This is a genomic window from Aestuariivirga sp. (assembly GCF_020252395.1).
Taxonomy (GTDB): Bacteria; Pseudomonadota; Alphaproteobacteria; order Rhizobiales; family Aestuariivirgaceae; genus Aestuariivirga.
Genome location: NZ_JADCDB010000002.1, coordinates 119103 through 140173, shown reverse-complemented (window position 1 = coordinate 140173; position 21071 = coordinate 119103). Strand labels below are relative to the sequence as shown.

Sequence of the window (21071 nt, the reverse complement as noted above, 5' to 3'; positions counted from 1 at the left end):
GGGGTGCGCATGTCCGCACAACACGAGGGTTGGAAATCGCTTCCCCTCACCTACCCCAACTGCGTTGGGGCCCCCTCCTCTCCCGCGAGCGGGAGAGGACAAAATGGCTACTCCCATTCTCCGCTGGAGCAGATGGAAACAGAAGACGGCCGCCGCTCTGCGGCTCAGGCGGCGGTGATGCGCAGCTTCCGGTCGCGCGAGCGGAGGATGTACCACACCATGATCACGCCGAAGCCCTTCGAGGCCATTTCGGTGAGGAAGGCGGCGGGCGTCAGGTAGCCCGCGAGATACTGGAACGCGAGGGTATCCAGCGGCACGGCGATCATCGCGGAGATCAGGATGCGCTGGGACAGCGGCTTGCGCAGGAAGGAATAAACGCCCCAGTCCGCCGTTTCCGACAGGATGAAGGCGGTGATGGAGGCCACCGCAATGGCCGGGTCCACCATGAACCAGGTGAGAACGCCCGCCGCCGCCGTGGCGAAGAGGATGGAGTGGCCGATCTCGCGCTGGGCATAATCGCGCAGCACGAAAATGAAACCGACCACCACATTGGCAAGATAGAGGTCGCCCAGCGGCGTCTGCCATGGCGCGATCGCCGTGAACATCCAGTTCACGGCGACGATGGCGATGACGTAGAGGGCAACCCACATGGGCCTGGTTCCTTAGCCGGTGATCTCTTCGGGCTTGAACACCTGGGCGATCTCGATCCTGGCATTGTCGGCGGAGTCAGAGCCATGCACCGAGTTGGCCTCGATCGACTCGGCGAAGTCCTTGCGGATGGTGCCCGGCGCCGCATTGGCCGGATTGGTGGCGCCCATCACTTCGCGGTACTTGGCAACGGCGTTCTCGCCCTCCAGCACCTGCACGACGATGGGGCCCGAGATCATGAAACTGACGAGGTCGTTGAAGAAGGGGCGCTCCTTGTGGACGGCGTAGAAGGCCTCGGCGTCGGCCTTGCCCCACTTGACGCGCTTCTGGCCGACGATGCGGAGGCCAGCGCCCTCGATCCTGGCGTTGATGGCGCCCGTCAGGTTGCGCCGCGTCGCGTCCGGCTTGATGATCGAGAAGGTGCGTTCGATGGCCATGAAAGTCCTCGTTATGTGCTTGGCGGCGTGAAGAGATTGGGCCGCCGTATAGCGGCGGCGCGGGCCACATGCAAGCGCCGGCCCCCGCCAGTTCCGCCGGGGCTAAAGCCGCCCCGCCTCGATGATGCGCTTGAGGAAGGCGCGGGTGCGCTCCTGCTTCGGGCCGCCGAAGATCTGGGCGGGCGGCCCCTCCTCATGCACCACGCCCTCGAACAGGAAACAGACCTTGGAGGCGACCTCGCGGGCAAAGCCCATCTCGTGCGTCGCGAGCAGCATGGTCATGCCCTGGGCCGCGAGATCGCGCACGATGTTGAGCACTTCCGAAACAAGTTCGGGGTCGAGTGCCGAAGTGATCTCGTCCAGCAGCATCACCTTGGGTTCCATGGCGAGTGCGCGCACAATGGCGACGCGCTGCTGCTGGCCGCCCGACAGCCGGTCGGGATATTCGTTGGCCTTGGCTTCAAGCCCGATGCGCTTCAGCAGCGCCATGGCCTTGGCCTCGGCCTCCGCCCTGTCAGTCTTCAGCACCTTCAGCGGCGCCAGCGTCACGTTCTCGATGACACTCATGTGCGGGAAGAGGTTGAAGCTCTGGAATACGATGCCCACGTTCCGCCGCAGCAGGTTCACGTCGACGCCGGGGCCGGACACCCGGTCGTTCATCAGCCGGATCTCGCCGCCCTGGATTTTCTCAAGCCCGTTGATGCAGCGGAGCAGCGTGGACTTGCCGCAGCCCGAGGCGCCGATGAGGCAGACGACCTGATGCTCGTCCACCGACAGGTTCACCCCGCGCAGCACCTTTACCGGGCCGAATTCCTTCTCGACGTTCACGATCTCGAGGAAGGACATGCTTCAGCCCCCCGCCCGCATGCGGGCATTGTCGCGCTCGATCATCTTGTCGACGAAGCGGGCCTGCGGAATGGTGATGATGACGAAGAGAATGGCCACCACCGTGACGGCCGACAGGTTGAAGGCATTGGCCGCGATGATGCGCGACTGGTTGAAGGCGTCGATGACGCCCACCACCTGCACCAGCGCCGTATCCTTCTGCAGCCCGATGAAGTCGTTGAGCAGGGGTGCTATGATGCGGCGCACCGCCTGTGGCACGACCACGTAACGCATGGTCTGCATGTAGGAGAGGCCGAGCGAGCGCGCGGCGGAAATCTGGCTCCAGTGGATCGACTCGATGCCGGCCCGGTAGACCTCGGCGACATAGGCGCCATAGGTCAGCGTCAGCGCCAGGATGCACCACCAGATGACGGGAATGCGGGTCAGCGAACGCTGCTCGGCCACCGACAGGGAGGAGAGATCGACGAACCAGCCGACGATATGCGGCACGATCATCTCCGGAAGGCCCGAGGTGGGGATGCCGAAACCGATCAAGTAGAGCGTCACCACGGCCGGGAGCCCGCGGAAGATGTCGCAATAGAGGATGGCGAGCGCCCTGATCGGCTGGCCGGCCTTGCCCGGCATCAGCCGCGCCAGCGCCACGACCAGGCCCCACACCAGCACGAGCACTTCCGCCACCACGAAGATAAAGATGTTGGTGAGGAAGAACTGCTTCGTCACCAGCCACCATTTCTGTTGCATCAGCGGCAGGTAGAAGAAGGTCTTGCCCACCGCCACGTCATTCATCATCACGAAGACGGAGAAGCCGAGCGCAATCAGCGCAAAGGCGCCCCAGCCGAAGGTGAGCCAGCCATTCTCGCGCGAGGAGGCGATCTGGATGCGGGCTTCGACGACGTCACCGGCGGCAAGCGCCGCGGCGGCCTTGCGCGACTCCGTGTAGGCGCGGAGTGCGGGGATGAACAGCAGCGCCGTGGCGGCAATGGCGATCCAGAAAATCGCCTGCCAGATGCCGTTCATCACACCGAGGAATTCGAGCGAGGCGCGGATGAGGCTGGTGGCGCTATAGGCTGCGAGCGTGCTGAGCGCCGCGAAGAGCAATGCTGCGAGCGCCAGACCATCGGCGCGCTGCGGCAGCGGGGGAGGAGCGTGCTTTTTCACGTGGGGGCAGGAATGCCCCCGCCGCCATCAGCAGCGGGGGCAGCGGCCTCAGGGGTTGAAGTAGGGGACGGTGGCCGGATCCCTGCCCCAGGCGGCCGCCAGATACTTGGCGCCGAGCTTCTTGACGGTGCCGTCATCGATCATCGACTGGATGATCTTGTCGAGAGTGGCGTTGTTGGCGTTGCCCTTGGGATAGATGGCGCCATAGGACTCGCCCGTCTTATACTGGCCGATCACGTCCACCTTGTCCGGATTGGCGACGACTTCGGCGAGCACGATCGAGGTGTCGGTCACCGCCACGTCGGTCTGGCCGGCGCGAAGGGCCGCGAACATGTCACCCTGGTCCGGATAGACCTGCACGTCGGTGATGCCGAGCTTGTCCTGCACGAAGGCGGCGCCGGTCGTCGCCTGCTGCACGCCGATCTTGGCGGACTTGATCGACTTCTCGTCAACCGGCGCATCCTTGCGCACCAGCACGCCGATGTCGGAACTGAAATAGGGCACCGAGAAGTCATGGATCTTCTTGCGCTCGTCGGTGATGGAGATTTGCGACATGGCGAGGTCGAAGTCATGGGTCTGGCCGGCGATCAGCGCGTCCCAGCCGACATTCACCACTTCGAGCTTGTCGTAGCCGGCGCGCCAGGCAATCTCGGCGGCCATGCAATATTCCATGCCGTCCTTGATGGCCTCCGGCGTATCGCCGTTCCACCAGATGGGGGCCGGCAGAGACACTTCGACGGTCAACTGGCCGGCCTTGGCCGGGCTTGCGATGGGGATAGACCCCTTCTCGCCCGTCACCTCGCAATTGCCGATCATGTTGGCGGCGGACGCCGGAAGGCTGAAAGCCAGCAGTGCCGCCGCGGCGAGAAGCACGCGTTTCGAGATTGCCATGGTGTGTTTGCTCCCTGTGCTTGGACTATAGGCCTGAATAGACTGGAAAAGGCGCTTCAGGGCAAGGGGCACGACAGCTGAGAAAGATTAACAAGCGACAGTCCGGATGAATTCGATTATGTCCCGTCCGCCCCCACACCAGCCAAATGTCTGGACATGAATGCCATCGGCATCGATTTCGGCAAGACCAACACCGTTCTCGCCTTCCCCGGCGGCAATGAGGCGCGCGTGGTGGAATTCGGGCGCGAGGGTCCGGGGCACGGGCTCAGCCCGTCCAGCCGAGGCCTGCGGCCACGCAGTTCATGGTCATCAGCAGCGGCATCATCAGCGTTTCGCTGCCAGCGCCGCGCCGCGTCTGCTTCAGCAGCTGCACCTGCCAGCGGTTCGCCTGGTCGACCATGGGCCGCACACGCTCGAAGCGGCGCTGCAGCCCCTCGAAGCGTTCGCACAGGCGGGTCTCGCCGGTGAGTTCGAGGATGGTGCGGGCCGTGCGGCTATGCTCATGCCGGATCAGCGCGAAGAGGCGCTCCGCCGAGGTGCGGTCAGTGACCAGCTCGGCATATTGCTCGGCCACACTCATGTCGGCGAGGTAGAGCGACTTTTCCACTTCGTCCACCGCCAGGCGGAAGCCGCGCGAGCGGTTGAACATGTCGCGCAGCAGCCGCATGCCGTCAGCCCCGCGCGGCACGAGAAAATCATCGAAGGCATAGCCAAGGCCATACCAGCCGGTGAGCAAATGCCGGTTCTGGCTCCAGGCAAAGACCCAGGGAATGGCGCGCAGGTCGCCGATGCCCTTGGCGCCGAAGCGCCGGGCGGGGCGCGAGCCCAGCTTCAGGTTCGCGAGTTCCTCCACCGGCGAGGCTTGGTGGAAATAGTCGAGCAGGCCCTTGTCCTCGGCAAGCTTGCGGTAGTGCCGGAAGGAGGCCTGGGCGATCCACTCCACCGCCTTCTGGTGCTCCGGATTCACCTTGAGCTCGGGTTCATCGATCGACTTCAGCGTATGAACGAAGACCGAGGCCGCGAGGATTTCGAGATTGTGCTGCGCCGTGCCGCGATTCGCGAATTTGGAGGAGACGACCTCGCCCTGCTCGGTCACGCGCATGTGGCCGTTGATGGTGCCCGCCGGCTGCGCGGCAATCGCTCGCCCTGTCGGCGCGCCGCCGCGGCTTACCGAGCCGCCGCGGCCGTGGAAGAAGCTGATGGAGACACCCGCCTCGCGGCCGATGCGGATCAGCCGCCGCTGAGCTTCGAAGAGTTCGAAGCTGGCGCAGAAAAAGCCGCCGTCCTTGTTGGAGTCGGAATAGCCCAGCATCACTTCCTGCCGGCCGCCATGTGACGCAATCGAGGTCTTCACCACAGGGTGTGCGAGCAACTCCGTCATAATCTCAGGCGCGGCGCGCAGGTCGTCGATGGTTTCGAACAGCGGCACGACGCGGATGCGGCAGGTCTCGCGCGCTGTCTCGTCGGCGAAGAGTCCGCTGAACTTGGCGAGGAGATAAAGACCCAGCACATCTGCTGCCGATTGCGTCATCGACAGGATGAAGGCGCCGATGGCCTGCGGATCCGGCCCGTCTATGGTGCCGCGGATAAGTTCGAGCAGCCCCAGCAGCTCGCGCGCCTCGCCGGAAACGCCGCGGAACTGCGGCAGGAAGCCGAGCGGCTTGGCGAGTTCCGCCTCGATCCACGCCTGCCATTCGGCACTGCCGGTCTCCGGCCCCTCGCCCGGTTCGAGCGGGTTCAGCTTGCGCCAGATTTCCTTCAGCACGCGATTGATGACCGTGGTGTTCTGGCGGATGTCAAGGCTCACCGAGCGGAAGCCGAAGGTCTCCACCTCCCAGCGAACCGGCCGCACCAGCGTGGAGGCAAGGGAGACGGAGTGCATCTGCGCCAGCGCTTCCTCCGCGGCGAGAAGTTCGGCAATCAGTTCGCCGGTGTCGATGGGCTGGAAGCCGGCGCCCTTTGTCCCCTCTGAAAAGGTCTTGGCCAGCCGCACCCGGAGCGCGGTGAAGAAGCGGCGGAAGGGCTCATGCGCATTACGGCTGCCAATGGCCTCCGGCTCGCCTGTCAAGTTCACCTGCATCTGCACGCGGTCGAGAAAATCCTGCGGCGAAGAGATTTCCTGGTTGGACAGCGAAACGAGCTGGGCGAGATCGTTCAGCCGCTGCTCCAGCCGCGCCACTATGGCATTGCGGTTTTCCTTCAGCGCGAAGCGGGTGACATCGACCGTCACAAAGGGATTGCCGTCACGGTCGCCGCCGATCCAGGAGGAATAGCGCAGCGGCGGGCGCACGCGGTGCGGCGTTTCGGGATAATGGCGCTGGAGGGCTGCCTCCAGCAAGTCGCAGAGGCTCACCGTGCGGTCGAACAGCGTTTCGCGGAAAAAGTGCAGGCCCCAGTGGATCTCCTGCTCGACCGTCGGCTTCTCCAGACGGATTTCGCCGGTGAGCCAGAGGAGGTCGATCTCGTTCCGCAGCAGCTTCAGCAGGTGGACGCGCTCGCGCGGCGTCCAGCGCGGGCTCTCAAGCTCGTAGAGCTTGAGATAGATGCGCCGGTGGATTTCGAGAACGGTAACACGCTTGGCCTCGGTCGGATGCGCCGTGATGGTGGGCTGCACGTCGATGGTGTCGAGCGCGGTCTGCACGGCCTCCGGCGCGACATTGGCCGCCGCCACCGTGGCGAAGGCATGCGAGAAGGAGCCCGGCACCTGGTCTGGCCCGCTCCTCGTTTCCATCTGGCGGCGGTTCCTCATCGCCGCATTTTCTTCCGCGATGTTGAGGAGCTGCAGCCACATGCCGATCACCTGCAGCGCGGGCTCGATCAGTTCGGGCGCCAGCGTCGAGGCATTGGCCGGCTCGTCGATGATGGCCAGCACGCGCGGTTCGCGCACCCGGATGACCTGCCGTAACAGATCGCGCAGCATCATGGTGATTTCATCGAGATAGGCGCTGTCAACCGGCCCGGTGCTGGCGGCTCTGGCGAAGGCTACGTTCGACACCTGATGTACGCTCCTCAATTTCCATCACAACTTGTGCGGTGCAGCACGAGAAGAGTCAACGGGATTTCAGGGCACTGGCCTTAGGTGCATGACATTTGGGTGCGCCGCCGCTACAAGGCGCCCGCCATGCTGCACATCAATGGACTGACCTACAGGATCGGCGGCCGCCTGCTGCTCGAAGACGCCTCGGTTGCGATACCGGAGGGCCACAAGGTGGGCATCGTCGGGCGCAATGGCGTTGGCAAGTCCACGCTCTTCAAATTGATCCTGGGTGAGCTGCCGCTTGAGTCCGGCTCGATCACGCTGCCGCGCAACGCGCGGATCGGAACCGTGGCGCAGGAGGCCCCCGGCGGTCCCGAAAGCCTGCTCGCCACTGTGATGGCGGGCGACGCGGAATTGACCGCGCTGATCGCCGAGGCCGAGACGGCCTCCGACCCGCATCGGATTGCCGAGATCCAGACGCGGCTTGCCGACATGGACGCCCATTCGGCCGAGGCGCGGGCTGCCACCATCCTCTCAGGCCTCGGCTTCCCGGAGGAGACGCAGCAGGGCCCATGCTCGGCGCTCTCGGGTGGCTGGCGCATGCGCGTGGCGCTTGCCGCGGCACTGTTCGCGCGGCCCGACGTGCTGCTGCTCGACGAGCCGACCAACTATCTCGACCTTGAAGGCACCATCTGGCTCAAGAGCTTCATCCGCGACTATCCGCACACCATCGTGCTGATCAGCCATGACCGCGACCTGCTGAACGAGGCGGTGGGCTTCATCCTGCATCTCGAACGCGGCAAGCTCACGCTCTACCAGGGAAATTACGACAGCTTCGAGCGCCAGCGCCGCGAGAAGCAGGCGCTAACCGTTAAGCTCAAGAAGAAACAGGAAGACCAGCGCAAGCACATGATGGCCTTCGTGGAGCGCTTCCGCTATAAGGCCTCGAAAGCACGTCAGGCGCAGAGCCGCCTCAAGGCACTTTCGAAGTTGGAGCCAATCGCCGAGCTGGTCGAGGACCGCGTCGCGCCCTTCTTCTTCCCTAACCCCGAGAAGGCCATCGCACCCCCACTGGTGAAGTGGGACAAGGTGAGCGTCGGCTACACCGAGAACAAACCGGTGCTGCGCAACATCACGCTGCGCCTCGATCCAGACGACCGCATCGCGCTCCTGGGTTCCAACGGCAACGGCAAGTCGACCTTCGCCAAGCTGCTCTGCGGCAAGCTCGAGGCCATGGCGGGCGACATGAAGGCGCCGGCGCGCCTGACTGTGGGCTATTTCGCCCAGCATCAGCTGGATGAGATTACGCCCGAGCGCACACCCTATTCCTATTTCACCGAACTGATGCCGGACGAGCCGGAATCGAAGCGCCGCGCCAAACTTGGCGCTTACGGCTTCGGCGCCAACCTGGCGGACTCGCCCTGCTCCACGCTGTCAGGCGGCGAGAAGGCGCGGCTGCTCTTCGCGCTCTCCGCCTTCCACGCGCCCCATATCCTGGTACTCGACGAGCCCACCAACCACCTCGACGTAGACAGCCGCGAGGCCCTCATCATGGCGATCAACGATTATCAGGGTGCCGTCATCCTCATCAGCCACGACCGCCACATCATCGAGACCTGCGCCGATGACCTGTGGCTCGTGCATGACGGCACGGTGAAGCGCTTCGAGGGCGACATGGAGGACTATACCCAGCTCGTTCTGGACCGCGCCCGTGCCAGCAGGCGAGCGGAGCGCGCCGCGAAGGAGCCCGCCGCCGAAGTGCAGCGCCAACCGGCCAAACCTTCCGCCTCCACCCTCTTGAAGCAGGCGGAGAAGCTCGACAAGCGCATGGAGGAGATCCGCGGCAAGATCGATATCCTCGACAAGGCGCTCTCGGATCCCGCTATCTATAGCGAGGAGCCGAAGAAGGCGGGTGACTTCACCAAGCTCCGCGCCAGGCTCGCCGGCGATCTTGAGGAGCTGGAGAACCAATGGCTCGAAGCCCAGATGGGCTGAGCCTCACTTGGCAGCGGCGCGGTTCTGCCAGCGGCCCTGCTCATCCTGCTGCCAGTAGCTGACCTCGTGGCCCACGGCCTTGAAGCGCCTCCAGCGTTCGCGCGCGGCTTCCACCGCCTGGGAATCATTTCCGTCAAACATAATCACCGCGCGGGTGAGGCCTCCGATGTCGCCCACCGCCGCGCCATCGACATAGAAGCGGACATTGGCGTTGTTCGGGTTCTCATCCTCGGCCGTCAACCACACCGGCTGCAGGTCCGGAAATCCATCCGCTCGGGTGCCATGGGGCAGGAAGCTCTCGTCCTCGAAGCTCCACAGCTGGGCGGCGAGCGCTTCCGCGCGCTCTTCGCTTCCGGCCTGAACGACCACCCGCCAGCCCCGCTCGAGGCTCATGGCGAGCAGCTTCGGCAGCACCGAATCCAGAGGCTGGCGCTCCAGATGATAAAAGAAAACCGGCGTCATCGGCTCAATTCAGCAAGGCTCCTGCCTCCGGGTCAAGACCACCCAGATTCATGCTGGCAAAGTTACCATATTGCAGCCAGACGGTCCGGTAGGGGATTTTGGTCGCGACTTCACCACCGCCAATTCGGCAGCAGCGGAGAGAGATGTGGGACGGATTGAACGTGACGAGCGGACTATCTCCCTCACCGGTGCCCCTACGGTCGCCAGCCTGTATTGCCTTGCTGCAATGGTGGCGGATGAAGCATCTTTGGCCGGGCACCGGGACTTTGCCAAGGCCATTGAAGCCGCCATGAGCGGCTTTCTCGTCACCCTGCCGCAGGACCAGCAGGCCAATGCCCTAACCCTGTCCTACGAGATCGCCATGAACCGTTCCGGTGACAGCGAAGAGCCGGCAAAGCCGTGGCTGCGCCTGGTCTATTCCCGCTAGAAATCTGTCTTTATCTTCACCCTTCACCACGCGGCGGGCCGAGACGGCATCGATCTGCGTCAGCGCTGGCGGTTGGGGCCGGTGTTTGGGGATATTCGGTCAAGGACTTCGTCCACAGCGCATTGGCCGTGTTGCCGGCTGCCGGGGGAACCGGCCTTGCGCACCGGCGCGGCGGCCGTGGCGCTGGACATTCATGAGGCACTTTCCGCAAAGGCAACCGCGATGTCCGCCGCAATCCTGGAATTGTGTTTGACGAGCGCGATGTTGGCGGCGAGTGAGCGCCCCGCCGTCACATCCGCGATCTCGGCGAGCAGGAAGGGAGTCGTCTCCTTGCCCATGATGCCTCGCGCCGCCGCCTTCTTCACCGCCGCCTCGACAACCGGGGCAATCTCCTCCGCCGGGATTTCGGCATCCGCCGGAATCGGATTGGCGACCACCACGCCGCCCCTCAGCCCCATTGCCCATTTGGCGCGCATTACGCCGGCGATCTCAGCGGGTGTTTGGCAGGTCATGGGAACGGGATGCCCACTGTTGCGCGAATAGAAGGCGGGAAATTCCCCCGTTCCAAGCCCGATCACCGGCACGCCCAGCGTCTCCAGCATTTCGAGCGTCAGTGCGAGGTCAAGAATGGCCTTGGCCCCTGCCGTCACCACGGCCACGTCGCTTGCCGCGAACTCGGTCATGTCGGCCGAAATGTCGAAGGTCCTCTCCGCGCCGCGGTGAACCCCGCCGATGCCACCCGTCGCAAACACGTGGATGCCCGCCATCGCCGCGATCCGCATGGTGGAGGCGACCGTCGTCGCTCCATCCAGATTCTGCGCCACGATGAAAGGCAGGTCGCGCACTGACACCTTGTCGATGGAGCGGCCGTCGCGGCCGAAGCGGTCGAGTTCCGCGGGCGTCAGCCCAACCTTCAGCACGCCGCCGATGATGGCGATAGTGGCGGGAACAGCGCCCCCCTGTCTTACGATATCTTCCACCGCGCGCGCCGTCTCGACATTCTGCGGATAGGGCATGCCATGGGCGATGATGGTGGACTCGAGCGCCACGACAGGGCGCTTCTCATCGAGGGCACGGCGCACCTCGGGCGTGAAGGACAGCGGGTAGGCCACGGTGGCTCCTCAGATGATCCCGGCAAGGCGGAAAAGACTATCACGGCTGAGGCTGGATGCCACCGACTGCGCTGACGACAGCTTAATCGCCGCCGCACATTGCCCGAGCCGTGCCGACTCGGCGAGCGGTCTTCCATCAAGGAGCCCGCAGACGAGCCCTGCAACGGCCGCATCGCCTGCTCCGGTCACATCGGCAATGTCGGAGACGGAGACGGGATCGATCGCTGCGATGGCTGACCCATCAGATGCGAGCGCGCCCGCCCCGCCCCTGTGCAGCACGACATTGGCGAAGCCGAGCGCGTGAAGCTTGGTCACGCCCATGGCGTCGTCCGCTCCGGTGAGTGCGGCAAGCTGCTGGGCGTTGGGCGTAATCGCGAAGACGGGCGTCATGCGCGCGAAGGCAAGCAGCTTCCGTGCCTTGGGCGCCGAGACGGGCTCGATCAGCAGCCGCACGCCGCGTTCCCGCGCGAAGCGGCACAGCCAGTCCAGGCAGTCGACAGAGAGATTGCAGTCGGCGACCAGCATGTCCGCCTCGGCCAGCCTGCCGGCCCACCTCTCGAAATGCGCCGGAGTCAGCGCCGCCATCGCCCGCATGTCGTTGATGGCGCTCACCAGCTCGCCCGTCCCGTCAAGCACGGCGAGGTAGGAGCCGGTCGGCGCCTCCGCCGTCACCGCCATGGCAAGGTCGACGCCGGCTTCCGCGCAGGCCTGGTGCAGCATCCGGCCATTGGCATCATCCCCCAGCGCCGTCATGAGAGAGACCGACAGGCCCAGCCGCGCCAGGTTCTCGGCGATGTTGCGGCCCACGCCCCCCGCCGAAACCGTCACCTCGCCGGGGTTTGAGGTGCCCGCTACATAGGGGCCGCGGGCGCGGCCCTTGATGTCCACGTTGGCGCCGCCGATGACGATGACGCGCGGCATCAGAAGTCCGTCGGCGCCCCGCCTTCCGCCTTGCGCTTCTCGACGAAGGCGTTGATCTCGTCGCGGATCGCCGGATCGATGGCGGGCTCCTGATAGTCCGCCAGCGCCTGCTTCCACACGGCATTGGCCTTCTGCCAGGCCTCGGGCTTGCCGGCGGCAAGCCATTGCTGGTTGTTGCGCCAGTCGGAGATGATGGGCGCATAGAAGGCATTGGTGTAACGCTGCAGCGTGTGCTGCGCGCCGAAGAAGTGCCCGCCCGGGCCCACCTCGCGGATCGCCTCCACACCCAGCGCATCCTCCGTCGTTTCCAGGGGCTGCATGAATTCGCCCACCATCTGGATCAGGTCGCAGTCGAGCACGAATTTCTCGAAGCTGGCGACGAGGCCGCCTTCCAGCCAGCCCGCGCCATGCATGATCAGGTTGCCACCGCCCATGGTGAGGCCCCACAGCGAGAATACGCTCTCATAGGCCGCCTGGGCATCCACCGTGTTGGCGGCACAGGTGTTCGACGTGCGGAACGGCGCCTTGTAGCGCCGCGCCAGCTGGCCGCCAACAATGGTGGCCTTCATGTATTCGGGCGTGCCGAAGGCGGGTGCGCCCGACTTCATGTCGACGTTGGAGGTGAAGCCGCCATAGATCACCGGCGCGCCCTTGCGCACCAGCTGGGTGAAGGCGATGCCAGCCAGCGCCTCGGCATTCTGCTCCACCAGCGCGCCCGCAACCGTCACCGGCGCCATGGCCCCCGCCAGCGTGAAGGGCGTCACGCAGACGATCTGGTTCCTTGACGACATTTCGATGATGCCGTTCAGCATCGGCGTGTCGAGCTTCAGCGGCGAATTGGTGTTGATGATGGTGAAGAGCGAGGGCTCCCGCTCCAGCTGTTCGTGGCTGATGCCGCGGCCGATGCGCGCGATCTCGATGCCGTCGCGGATGCGCTCTGCTCCCAGCGAATAGGCGTGGAAGGGCTTGTCGGTCAGCAGCACCATGTCGCGCAGCGCTTCGAGGTGGCGCACCGAGGCATGGATGTCGATCGGCTCCACCGGATAGCCCGAGAGGAAATCGATGCAGTTGAAATACTGCCCGAGCTTCAGGAAGTTCCTGTAGTCCTGGCAGTTGCCGGTGCGTCGGCCGCCATCCATGTCAGAGGCATTGGGCGGGCTTGCCACCGTGCCGAAGGCGATGTTGTTGCCACCGATACGCTGGTCATTCTCCGGGTTGCGGGCATGGAATGTGAATTCGGACGGGACCGTGGAGATGAGCTCCTCGATCATAGACGGGTCGAAGCGCACCCGCTCGCCTTCGACCTTGGCGCCGGCCTTTTTCAGCATGTCGCGGGCCTGCGGCAGGGTGAAGTCCATGCCGATCTCGGAGAGCACCTTCAACGAGGCGCGGTGGATCGATTCGAGTTCATCGGCCGAGACGATCTCCATGGCCGGGAACAGGCGCGTCAGCTTGCGGCGCGGCAGCTGCTGCACGGGGGTGCGCCCGCCACCGCCGGCGGTGCGGCGGCCTCCACCTTCGCGGCGGCTGCGGCGGGTGGTGTCGGAATCGGTATTCGTCACGGCTTATTTTCCTTTTTCGCGATAGGCGTCGAGGGCGGGGTCGGCGGCGATCTGCTTCACCAGCCAGTCCTCGAAACGCTTGATCTTGGGCTTCATGCGGTGCTCGGCATTGCAGGCGAAGAGCCAGTTGTGCCGGTGCTGCACCTTCAGCGGAAAGGGCTGCACGAGGCGGCCCATCTTGATCTCTTCCGTGGCGAAGGGACCGATGGTCATGGCCACGCCACGGCCCTCGATCGCCGCCTCCTGCGCCAGAATATAGCTGTCGAAGGCGAGGCGGTCGGAGAGCTTGATGCCTCCGACGCCAGCTTCCTCCAACCATAAGTGCCAGTCCTCCTCCGCCGTATAGACATAGAGCAGCTTGTGCTTCTTCAAATCCTGCGGAGTCTTCAGCGCATTCGGGCCCTTGAGGAGTTCCGGCGCACAGATTGGCGTCAGCAGCGAGTTGAACAGCGTGCGATAGAAATGATCCGGCGAGCGGTTGCGGGCGAGAATCAGGCCGGCGTCGACGTTCTTCTCGTCGAAGTCCCAGTCGAAATAGGATGTCGAGAGCCGCACCTTCATATCCGGGTAGCGTTTCTCGAAGTCATGCAGCCTGGAGATCAGCCACTTCAGAGCTACCGTGGCATAGACCTGGACGGTCAGTTCGTTGTCCGCCGTCGAGGGCTTGAGCGCCCGGGTCTGCGCCTCCACCATGTCGAAGGCGTCGCGCACCGGCGGGAAATAGGTGTGGCCTGCCTGGGTGAGTTCGGCCCGGCGTGCGTCGCGGCGGAACAGCTGCACGCCAAGCCGCTGCTCCAGCGACTTCACCTGGTGACTGACGGCGGAGCGGGTGATGCCCAGTTCGCCGGCGGCAAGGCGGAAACTGCCCAGCCGGGCGGCCGCCTCAAAGGCGGTCAGGGCACGTAAAGGTGGCAGGTCACGTCTGGCCAAGTTTCCTCACCACTGGTCTGGAGGCTTCTTGTAACACTCCTGAAATCAGGGCGTTAAGGGGCGGACAGTGGAAAACCCGCTTCTTGGTGGTGAAAAAAATTATCCACTGCCAGAAAAAGATAGACCATTGAATGGCCACGGCGAAACAGTGGATATAGGGCCATACTGAGGAGTTTCATCCATGAGTGCTGTCGAAGACCTGTCCCGCCGCCGTGGCGGCCGTGAAGCCCGCCGCGCGCTACGCTCGCGCCCCATTCCAATGGCCGAGGCCGCCGTGCGCCCCGGCATGGAAGGCGGGCAATATAAGCCGCTGACCGACCAGGACATGCAGCGCATCCACAAGACCGCGCTGAAGCTTCTCGAAACCGTGGGCCTCGCCCAGGCCATCCCCAGCTGTGTGGAGGCCATGACAGCGCGCGGCTGCTGGCTCAATGCGCAAGGCCGCCTGTGCATTCCTGCAAGCCTCGTCGAGGACACGCTCGCCTCTTGCGCCCGCAATTTCGTGCTCCATGCGCGCGACCCCAAGCATGACATGGAGCCCTCGGGCAACCGCGTCTATTTCGGCACCGCCGGGGCTGCCGTTCATATCGTCGAACCCGAGACCCGCAGCTACCGCGAATCGTTGCTCGTCGATCTCTATGACGCCGGCCGCATCGTGGATAACTGCGAGCATATCCACTTCTACCAGCGTCCGGTGACGGCGCGCGACATGATTACCGGCCATGACCTCGACATCAACACCATGTATGCCTGCCTCGCGGGCACCGAGAAGCATGTCGGCACGTCCATGGTCGATCCCGCCCATGTAGACGAATGCTTGCAGATCCTTCACGTGCTGGCGGGCGGCGAAGACAAGTGGCGCGAGCGCCCCTTCGTGTCGCAGTCCAACTGCTTCGTGGTACCACCGATGAAATTTGCCGAGGACGCCTGCCGCTGCCTTGAAGCCGCTGCGCGCGGCGGCATGCCGGTGCTGCTTCTCTCGGCCGCGCAGGCGGGGGCGACGTCTCCGGCAGCGCTTGCCGGCACCGTCGTGCAGGCGGTGGCGGAATGCCTCGCGGGCCTCGTCTACATCAATTGCGTGGTGCCCGGCGCCGTTGCCATCTGGGGCCCCTGGCCCTTCGTGTCGGATCTCCGCACGGGTGCGATGTCAGGGGGCTCGGGCGAGCAGGCGCTCATCACCTCGGGCTGCGCCCAGATGGGGCACTTCTACAATCTCACGGTCGGCTCCGCCGCGGGCATGTGCGACTCGAAGCTCCCCGACATGCAGGCAGGCTACGAGAAGGGCGTCACCGCCGGTATCTCGGCGATGACCGGCATCAACATGCTTTACGAGTCCGCCGGCATGCACGCCTCGCTCCTGGGCTTCTGCCTCGAGAGCTTGCTGATCGACAATGACATGCTAGGCTCCATCAACCGCAACGTCCGCGGCATCGAGGTCAACGAGGACACGCTCTCGCTCGACGTCATCTCCCAGGTCTGCGTCGAAGGCCCGGGCCACTATCTCGGCAACGAGCAAACGCTGGCGCTGATGCAGAAGGACTATGTCTATCCGCAGATCTCCAACCGCATGAGCCCCAAGGAGTGGAACGAAGCCGGCAAGCCCGACATCGTCGAGCGGGCGGCAGCCCGCAAGCGCGAGATCCTCTCGACCTATTACCCCGAGTATATCCCGCGCCACATCGACGAGCAGATCCGCGCCAAGCATGACATCAAGCTGCCGCGGAGCGTCATGGAACCGGGCGATCCGCGCTGGGCGTAACCGCTGCCGCCTGACAGGGCCCTCATCCGCCCTGCCGGGCACCTTCTTCCATCCTGCGGACGGGAGAAGGACTCGATGGTCCAGCTTCCCCTTCTCCCGTTGCGGCACGCAATGGGAGAAGGTGGCCGATAGGCCGGATGAGGGCCTGTCTCCGCGAGCGACACCATGGAACACCCCATCCTCACCACGATCCGCCGCGCGGGCTTCACGCCGCTCGGCTGGTTCGAGCCGAAGCCTGACGACAAGGTTTCTGAAGGCGCCCGCTTCGTGATCCTCATCGGCAATGCGGGTCCCGATATGTTTCGCCGCTTCGCCCGCGAGCGCGATCCGCAGCGCAACACCATGGATGACTGGACACGCGAGGTTGTCTCAACCCTTGCGAAAGACCTCGACGCCACCGCCCTCTACCCCTTCGACATGAGCCCGCCCTGGCCCTTCCTCGCCTGGGCGCGGCGCGGCGGTGCGGGCCATGTCTCGCCGCTGGGCCTCAACATTCACCCGACCTACGGGCTGTGGCACGCCTATCGCGCCGCGCTGCTGTTCCCTGTGGCCTTCGACCTTCCCCGCCAACAGCCGGGTCCACACCCCTGCGAGGCTTGCGCGGAGAAGCCCTGCCTCACCGCCTGCCCCGTTACCGCCTTCGACGGCACGCGCTATGACGTGCCAGCCTGCTTCACGCATATCGCAAGCCCCGCCGGAACGGAGTGCATGACGCGCGGATGTCTTGCGCGCCATGCCTGCCCCGTGGGACAAGGCTTTGCCTATGCCCCGGCACAGGCGCAATTCCACATGCGGGCCTTTCTCAAGGCCCGGCAAGAGGCCTGAGCCATGTATGACCTGATCCGTGCCAAGCTCGCCAAGGGTGACATCATCATCCTCGACGGCGGCACCGGCACCGATATCCAGCGCCGCGGTGTGCCGATGAGCTCATCGACCTGGTGCGCGGAAGCCAACATGTCCCACCCGCAGGTCGTGCGCGAGGTTCATGCCGATTACATCAAGGCGGGGGCGGACATCATCATCGCCAACACCTTCGCCACTTCGGCCCTGCTGTTCAACGCGCTCGGCCGCGATGACGAGCTCCTCGCCATCGACCGCGCCGCTGTCGCGATCGCCAGGGATGCAGCAAAAGGTCATCCCGTCGCCGTCGCCGGCTCCATGTCCACCATGCGCCCCGTGGTGCCGGGCAGCGACCGCACCTCGAAGCAGCAGGACTGGCCGGAGGACAAGGCCCGTGCCCTGTTCAAGCGCAAGGCGGACAATCTCGCCGCGGCCGGCGTCGACCTCATCATGATGGAGATGATGCGCGACACGGATTACTCCGTCTGGGCCACGCAGGCCGCACAGGCCACGGGCCTCCCCGTCTGGATCGGCATCTCCGTCGAGCGCCACGACGGCAAGCTCACCGGCTTCGGGCGCGAGGACCAGGATTTCGACGAGGTTGCGCGCGTTCTCTCCGCGCTCAAGCCCGATGCCATAAGCATCATGCACAGCTCGCCCAATGACACAGACGACGCGATCGGCGTGTTGCGCAAGCACTGGACGGGCCCCATCGGCGCTTACCCCGAGAGCGGCTACTTCAAGATGCCGGACTGGACCTTCGTCGACATCATCCCGCCGGATGAGCTGGTTGAGCGCTCCAAGGCGTGGAAGATGAAGGGCGTCTCGGCTTTCGGAGGTTGCTGTGGCCTAGGCCCCGACCACATCATCGCACTTCACAAGGCGTTCTCATGAAAACCGGATCCTGCCTCTGCGGCGCCGTCAGCTTCGAGGTCCACGGCGCACTCCGCCCCATTCTCGCCTGCCACTGTATCCAGTGCCGCAAGCAGACAGGCAACTACATGTCCGCAACCGCCTGCGGCGACGACGAACTGAAATTCACGAGGCAGGACGGCCTCAAATGGTTCCGCTCCAGCGATATCGCCCAGCGCGGCTTCTGCAAGGAGTGTGGCTCGGTGCTGTTCTGGAAGCGCGACGGCAGCGACGACACATCGATCTGCGCCGGCGCCATCGACGGCGATACCGGCGCCTACCTCGAAGGCCACATCTATTGCGAGAGTGCCGGCGACTACTACGCCATCGCCGGCGGCGCCTATCGCAAGAACGAATGGTAAGCAAGCCGTAACCCTAAATCTCGTCATCCCTGCTTTCACCGGGATGATGTATCAAGATGAAGAGGCCCGTTTCTTCAAATCGCGCTCCAGCTCGCCGTAACCGGTAAATCGATACTCATAGGCAAGCCCCAGCTTCTTCGCCGCCACCATGGCCTTCCTGGCCAGCTCCTCATTGCGCGTCTGCGCCAGGAACACGATCTTGGTGTAGTTCCCGAAATAGAGCGGCAGCAGTTCCGGGTGCCGGTCCATGCCGAGGCCCTCCCAGATCAGCTTGTCGAAATGCCGTGCGAGGTAGTCGGTGAGGAAGAAAGCGGTGACGTCTTCATCCGCCGTCTTCGCAAAGGTCTCCTGGCCCGAGAAGAAGGCATAGCAGTGCGGGCCTTCGAGGCGCTCGATCCCCTCCTCCGCAAGCAGCTTGTCGATGTTGCCCCCGGTGCCGCAGTCGCCGTAGAGCACGAAGATCGATTGGTAGCGGGGCTTGGCCTCCCGGATTTTCCCGCGCAGCGCCGGCACGATCTTGTCGGGCGTGTTGTGCCACTTGGCAGGAAAGCACTGGAGGTCGAAAGCCATCCAGCGGTTGCGCTCGATCAAGTCCACGATCTCGCGCCCCAAGGCGCCGCAGGCCAGGAGAAGAACCTTCCCCTGGCCTGGCTTGAACTCGAATTCGTCAGATGGATTGAGATTGACAAGGGTCATGGTGACCCTCCGGCTGCTGTGACCTCAGTTCGCGGCCATCTGGTTGTGCTTGCGCGCCATGAAGCTCTTGGCGGTCTCGACCGCCACCGCCGCGTCGCGGCAATAGGCGTCGGCGCCAATGGCCTTGGCGAAGTCCTCGTTCAGCGGCGCGCCACCCACGAGCACCACGTAGTCGTCGCGCATGCCCTTTTCCTTCATGGTGTCGATCACGACCTTCATGTAGGGCATGGTGGTCGTCAGCAACGCCGACATGCCGAGGATGTCCGGCTTGTGCTCTTCCATGGCGGCGAGATACTTCTCGACCGGGTTGTTGATCCCCAAGTCGATCACCTCGAAGCCAGCACCTTCCATCATCATGCCGACCAGATTCTTGCCGATGTCATGGATGTCGCCCTTCACCGTGCCGATCACCATCTTGCCCTGGCGCGGCGCGCCCGTGGCGATGAGCAGCGGGCGGAGGATGGTCATCCCGGCCTTCATCGAATTGGCGGCGAGCAGCACTTCCGGAACGAAGAGGATGCCATCGCGGAAGTCGACGCCGACGATGCGCATGCCTTCGACAAGGGCCTCGGTCAGCACCTTATAGGGCGCCCAGCCACGGCCGAGCAGGATGTGAACCGCCGCCTCGACCTCTTCCTTCAGGCCGTCATAGAGGTCGTCATGGACCTGCTGCACCAGCTCCTCGTCATTGAGGGAGTTCAGGTCAAGTTCACCATCATCGCTCATCAGGTCACTCCGGAAGGGAATTTCTCAAGAAAACACAATAGCCCCGGGCGCGTCAGGGCTTTCGCCAGCGGGCGACACCCCCATGCCGGAAAGCGACGGTTGAGGCAAGCGGAAAGCCCGGTTAAGAGGTCTGTCCCGCTTGTTCGATCCCGGATTTTCGCCATGAGTGCCGCCCTCGACGTTGCCGCCATCCGCGCCCAGTTCCCCGCCCTCAGCGTCAAGGACCAAGGCCGCGACCGGATCTACTTCGACAACCCCGCCGGCACCCAGGTGCCGCAACAGGTGATCGACCGGACGGTGGATTGCCTGGTCAACCGCAACGCCAATCTCGGCGGGTATTTCACGACCACGGTCGAGGCCGGCGAACTGGTCGACCTCGCCCACCAGGCCTGTGCGGATTTCTACAATGCGCGGAGCATGAACGAGATTGTGTTCGGCCAGAACATGACCAGCCTCACGCTGCACATGTCGCGCTGCCTCGGCAAGCAGTTGAAGCGCGGCGACGAGATCGTGCTCTCGCGCATGGACCATGACGCCAACGTCGCGCCCTGGCTGCTGTTGGCGGATGACCTCGGCCTCGTGGTGCGCTGGATCGACTTCGATACTGACACCTATGAATTCCCCGAAGAGACCCTCACCAAAGTGCTGAGCGGCAAGACGAAGCTCCTGGCCATGGGCATGGCGTCCAACTGCACCGGCACGGTGAACGACACCAAGCGCTTCGCGGCGGAGGCCAAGGCGGCCGGCGCCATCGTCTATCTCGATGCTGTGCAATACGCGCCGCATTACGCCATCGACGTGCAGGACCTCGGCGCCGATTTCGTCGTCTCCTCCGCTTACAAGTGGTTCGGCCCGCACCAGGGCATTCTCTGGGGACGCGAAGAACTGCTGAAGCAGACCTTCGGCTACAAGGTTCGTCCGGCCGGGGAAGACCTGCCGCACAAATTCGAGACGGGCACGCTCAGCCACGAAGGCATGGCCGGCACGCTCGGCGCTATCGAATATCTTGAGCAATTCGGTACGGGCGGGACGCGGACCAAGCGCATCGCATCCGCGTGGTCGAACCTCGCCGATTACGAACACAAGATTACGCTGCGCCTCATCGAGGGCCTCAAGAGCTTTAGGGGCCTCACCATCCGCGGCATCACCTCGGCCAATGCTATGCACCGCCGCGTGCCCACCGTGTCCTTCACGCTCGACGGCCACCACCCGGAAGCCATGGCCAAGGCCTTCGCCAAGGACAACATCTTCGTCTGGTCAGGCCATAACTACGCGATCGAGCCCGTGGGCCGCATGGGCCTCATGGACAAGGGCGGCGTGCTGCGTGTCGGCCTCGCCCACTACAACACCGAGGCGGAGGTCGATGCCCTCCTCTGCTCGCTCACCCGCCAGATCAGGAGCGCTTGAACC

The 21071-nt window shown here is 64.4% G+C and carries 20 protein-coding genes; 7 read left to right on the top strand and 13 right to left on the bottom strand.

Going from position 1 to position 21071, the window contains the following annotated elements:
• Positions 1-164 precede the first annotated feature (164 nt).
• The 6 genes from IOC82_RS01940 to IOC82_RS01915 all read right to left on the bottom strand — a co-directional run bounded on the left by IOC82_RS01940 (position 165) and on the right by IOC82_RS01915 (position 6975).
• Positions 165-650 (bottom strand): VUT family protein, encoded by a 486-nt coding sequence (locus tag IOC82_RS01940; protein WP_290544487.1) that lies wholly within the window; start codon positions 648-650, stop codon positions 165-167.
• A gap of 12 nt (positions 651-662) precedes the next feature.
• A complete protein-coding gene (ndk, locus tag IOC82_RS01935) occupies positions 663-1085 on the bottom strand; it encodes a nucleoside-diphosphate kinase (RefSeq protein ID WP_290544486.1) in 423 nt (140 codons plus the stop codon).
• A gap of 102 nt (positions 1086-1187) precedes the next feature.
• Positions 1188-1931, bottom strand: a complete 744-nt coding sequence (locus tag IOC82_RS01930) for an amino acid ABC transporter ATP-binding protein (protein ID WP_290544485.1) — start codon at positions 1929-1931, stop codon at positions 1188-1190.
• A gap of 3 nt (positions 1932-1934) precedes the next feature.
• On the bottom strand, positions 1935-3089 hold the full coding sequence (locus IOC82_RS01925) for an amino acid ABC transporter permease (RefSeq protein WP_290544484.1): 1155 nt from the start codon (positions 3087-3089) through the stop codon (positions 1935-1937).
• 48 nt (positions 3090-3137) lie between these two features.
• A complete protein-coding gene (locus tag IOC82_RS01920; RefSeq protein WP_290544483.1) occupies positions 3138-3980 on the bottom strand; it encodes an ABC transporter substrate-binding protein in 843 nt (280 codons plus the stop codon).
• A 265-nt stretch (positions 3981-4245) separates the two neighbouring features.
• Complete coding sequence (locus tag IOC82_RS01915; RefSeq protein WP_290544482.1) at positions 4246-6975, bottom strand: phosphoenolpyruvate carboxylase; 2730 nt, start codon at positions 6973-6975, stop codon at positions 4246-4248.
• Between the two features lie 84 nt (positions 6976-7059).
• Between IOC82_RS01915 and IOC82_RS01910 the strand changes: the two genes are divergently transcribed.
• Positions 7060-8952: an ABC-F family ATP-binding cassette domain-containing protein gene (locus IOC82_RS01910; RefSeq protein ID WP_366935629.1), complete on the top strand. Its 1893-nt coding sequence runs from the start codon at positions 7060-7062 to the stop codon at positions 8950-8952.
• Positions 8953-8955: 3 nt separating this feature from the next.
• On the opposite strand, the gene IOC82_RS01905 is transcribed toward IOC82_RS01910, so the two are convergent.
• Positions 8956-9414: a DNA polymerase III subunit chi gene (locus IOC82_RS01905; RefSeq protein WP_290544481.1), complete on the bottom strand. Its 459-nt coding sequence runs from the start codon at positions 9412-9414 to the stop codon at positions 8956-8958.
• A 70-nt stretch (positions 9415-9484) separates the two neighbouring features.
• Here IOC82_RS01905 and IOC82_RS01900 point away from each other — a divergent pair, with 70 nt between their 5' ends.
• Positions 9485-9841 carry a hypothetical protein gene (locus IOC82_RS01900; RefSeq protein WP_290544480.1) on the top strand — a complete coding sequence of 119 codons (357 nt, stop codon included), beginning with the start codon at positions 9485-9487 and terminating at the stop codon, positions 9839-9841.
• 191 nt (positions 9842-10032) lie between these two features.
• On the opposite strand, the gene IOC82_RS01895 is transcribed toward IOC82_RS01900, so the two are convergent.
• Genes IOC82_RS01895 through IOC82_RS01880 form a run of 4 tightly spaced genes read right to left on the bottom strand, consistent with a single transcriptional unit; the run spans position 10033 to position 14366 of the window.
• The gene (locus IOC82_RS01895; RefSeq protein WP_290544479.1) at positions 10033-10953 is read right to left on the bottom strand and encodes a pseudouridine-5'-phosphate glycosidase; all 921 of its coding nucleotides are present in this window, start codon (positions 10951-10953) and stop codon (positions 10033-10035) included.
• A gap of 9 nt (positions 10954-10962) precedes the next feature.
• The gene (locus IOC82_RS01890; RefSeq protein WP_290544478.1) at positions 10963-11874 is read right to left on the bottom strand and encodes a carbohydrate kinase family protein; all 912 of its coding nucleotides are present in this window, start codon (positions 11872-11874) and stop codon (positions 10963-10965) included.
• Positions 11874-13436, bottom strand: a complete 1563-nt coding sequence (locus IOC82_RS01885) for a trimethylamine methyltransferase family protein (RefSeq protein ID WP_290544477.1) — start codon at positions 13434-13436, stop codon at positions 11874-11876. Before IOC82_RS01885 ends, IOC82_RS01890 begins: the two co-directional genes overlap by 1 nt.
• A gap of 3 nt (positions 13437-13439) precedes the next feature.
• A complete protein-coding gene (locus IOC82_RS01880; protein WP_290544476.1) occupies positions 13440-14366 on the bottom strand; it encodes a LysR substrate-binding domain-containing protein in 927 nt (308 codons plus the stop codon).
• A 181-nt stretch (positions 14367-14547) separates the two neighbouring features.
• On the opposite strand from IOC82_RS01880, the gene IOC82_RS01875 reads away from it, so the two are divergent.
• The 4 genes from IOC82_RS01875 to IOC82_RS01860 all read left to right on the top strand — a co-directional run bounded on the left by IOC82_RS01875 (position 14548) and on the right by IOC82_RS01860 (position 18239).
• On the top strand, positions 14548-16125 hold the full coding sequence (locus IOC82_RS01875) for a trimethylamine methyltransferase family protein (protein WP_290544475.1): 1578 nt from the start codon (positions 14548-14550) through the stop codon (positions 16123-16125).
• Positions 16126-16290: 165 nt separating this feature from the next.
• Positions 16291-16950, top strand: a complete 660-nt coding sequence (locus IOC82_RS01870; protein ID WP_290544474.1) for a ferredoxin — start codon at positions 16291-16293, stop codon at positions 16948-16950.
• A gap of 3 nt (positions 16951-16953) precedes the next feature.
• A complete protein-coding gene (locus tag IOC82_RS01865) occupies positions 16954-17859 on the top strand; it encodes a homocysteine S-methyltransferase family protein (protein WP_290544473.1) in 906 nt (301 codons plus the stop codon).
• On the top strand, positions 17856-18239 hold the full coding sequence (locus tag IOC82_RS01860) for a GFA family protein (protein ID WP_290544472.1): 384 nt from the start codon (positions 17856-17858) through the stop codon (positions 18237-18239). The genes IOC82_RS01865 and IOC82_RS01860 overlap by 4 nt, the downstream gene beginning before the upstream one ends.
• Before the next feature lie 51 nt (positions 18240-18290).
• On the opposite strand, the gene IOC82_RS01855 is transcribed toward IOC82_RS01860, so the two are convergent.
• The gene (locus IOC82_RS01855; RefSeq protein WP_290544471.1) at positions 18291-18935 is read right to left on the bottom strand and encodes a DUF1638 domain-containing protein; all 645 of its coding nucleotides are present in this window, start codon (positions 18933-18935) and stop codon (positions 18291-18293) included.
• A 24-nt stretch (positions 18936-18959) separates the two neighbouring features.
• On the bottom strand, positions 18960-19661 hold the full coding sequence (locus IOC82_RS01850) for a B12-binding domain-containing protein (protein WP_290544470.1): 702 nt from the start codon (positions 19659-19661) through the stop codon (positions 18960-18962).
• Positions 19662-19823: 162 nt separating this feature from the next.
• Here IOC82_RS01850 and IOC82_RS01845 point away from each other — a divergent pair, with 162 nt between their 5' ends.
• Positions 19824-21068 (top strand): cysteine desulfurase-like protein, encoded by a 1245-nt coding sequence (locus tag IOC82_RS01845; protein ID WP_290544469.1) that lies wholly within the window; start codon positions 19824-19826, stop codon positions 21066-21068.
• The last annotated feature ends 3 nt before the right edge of the window (positions 21069-21071 follow it).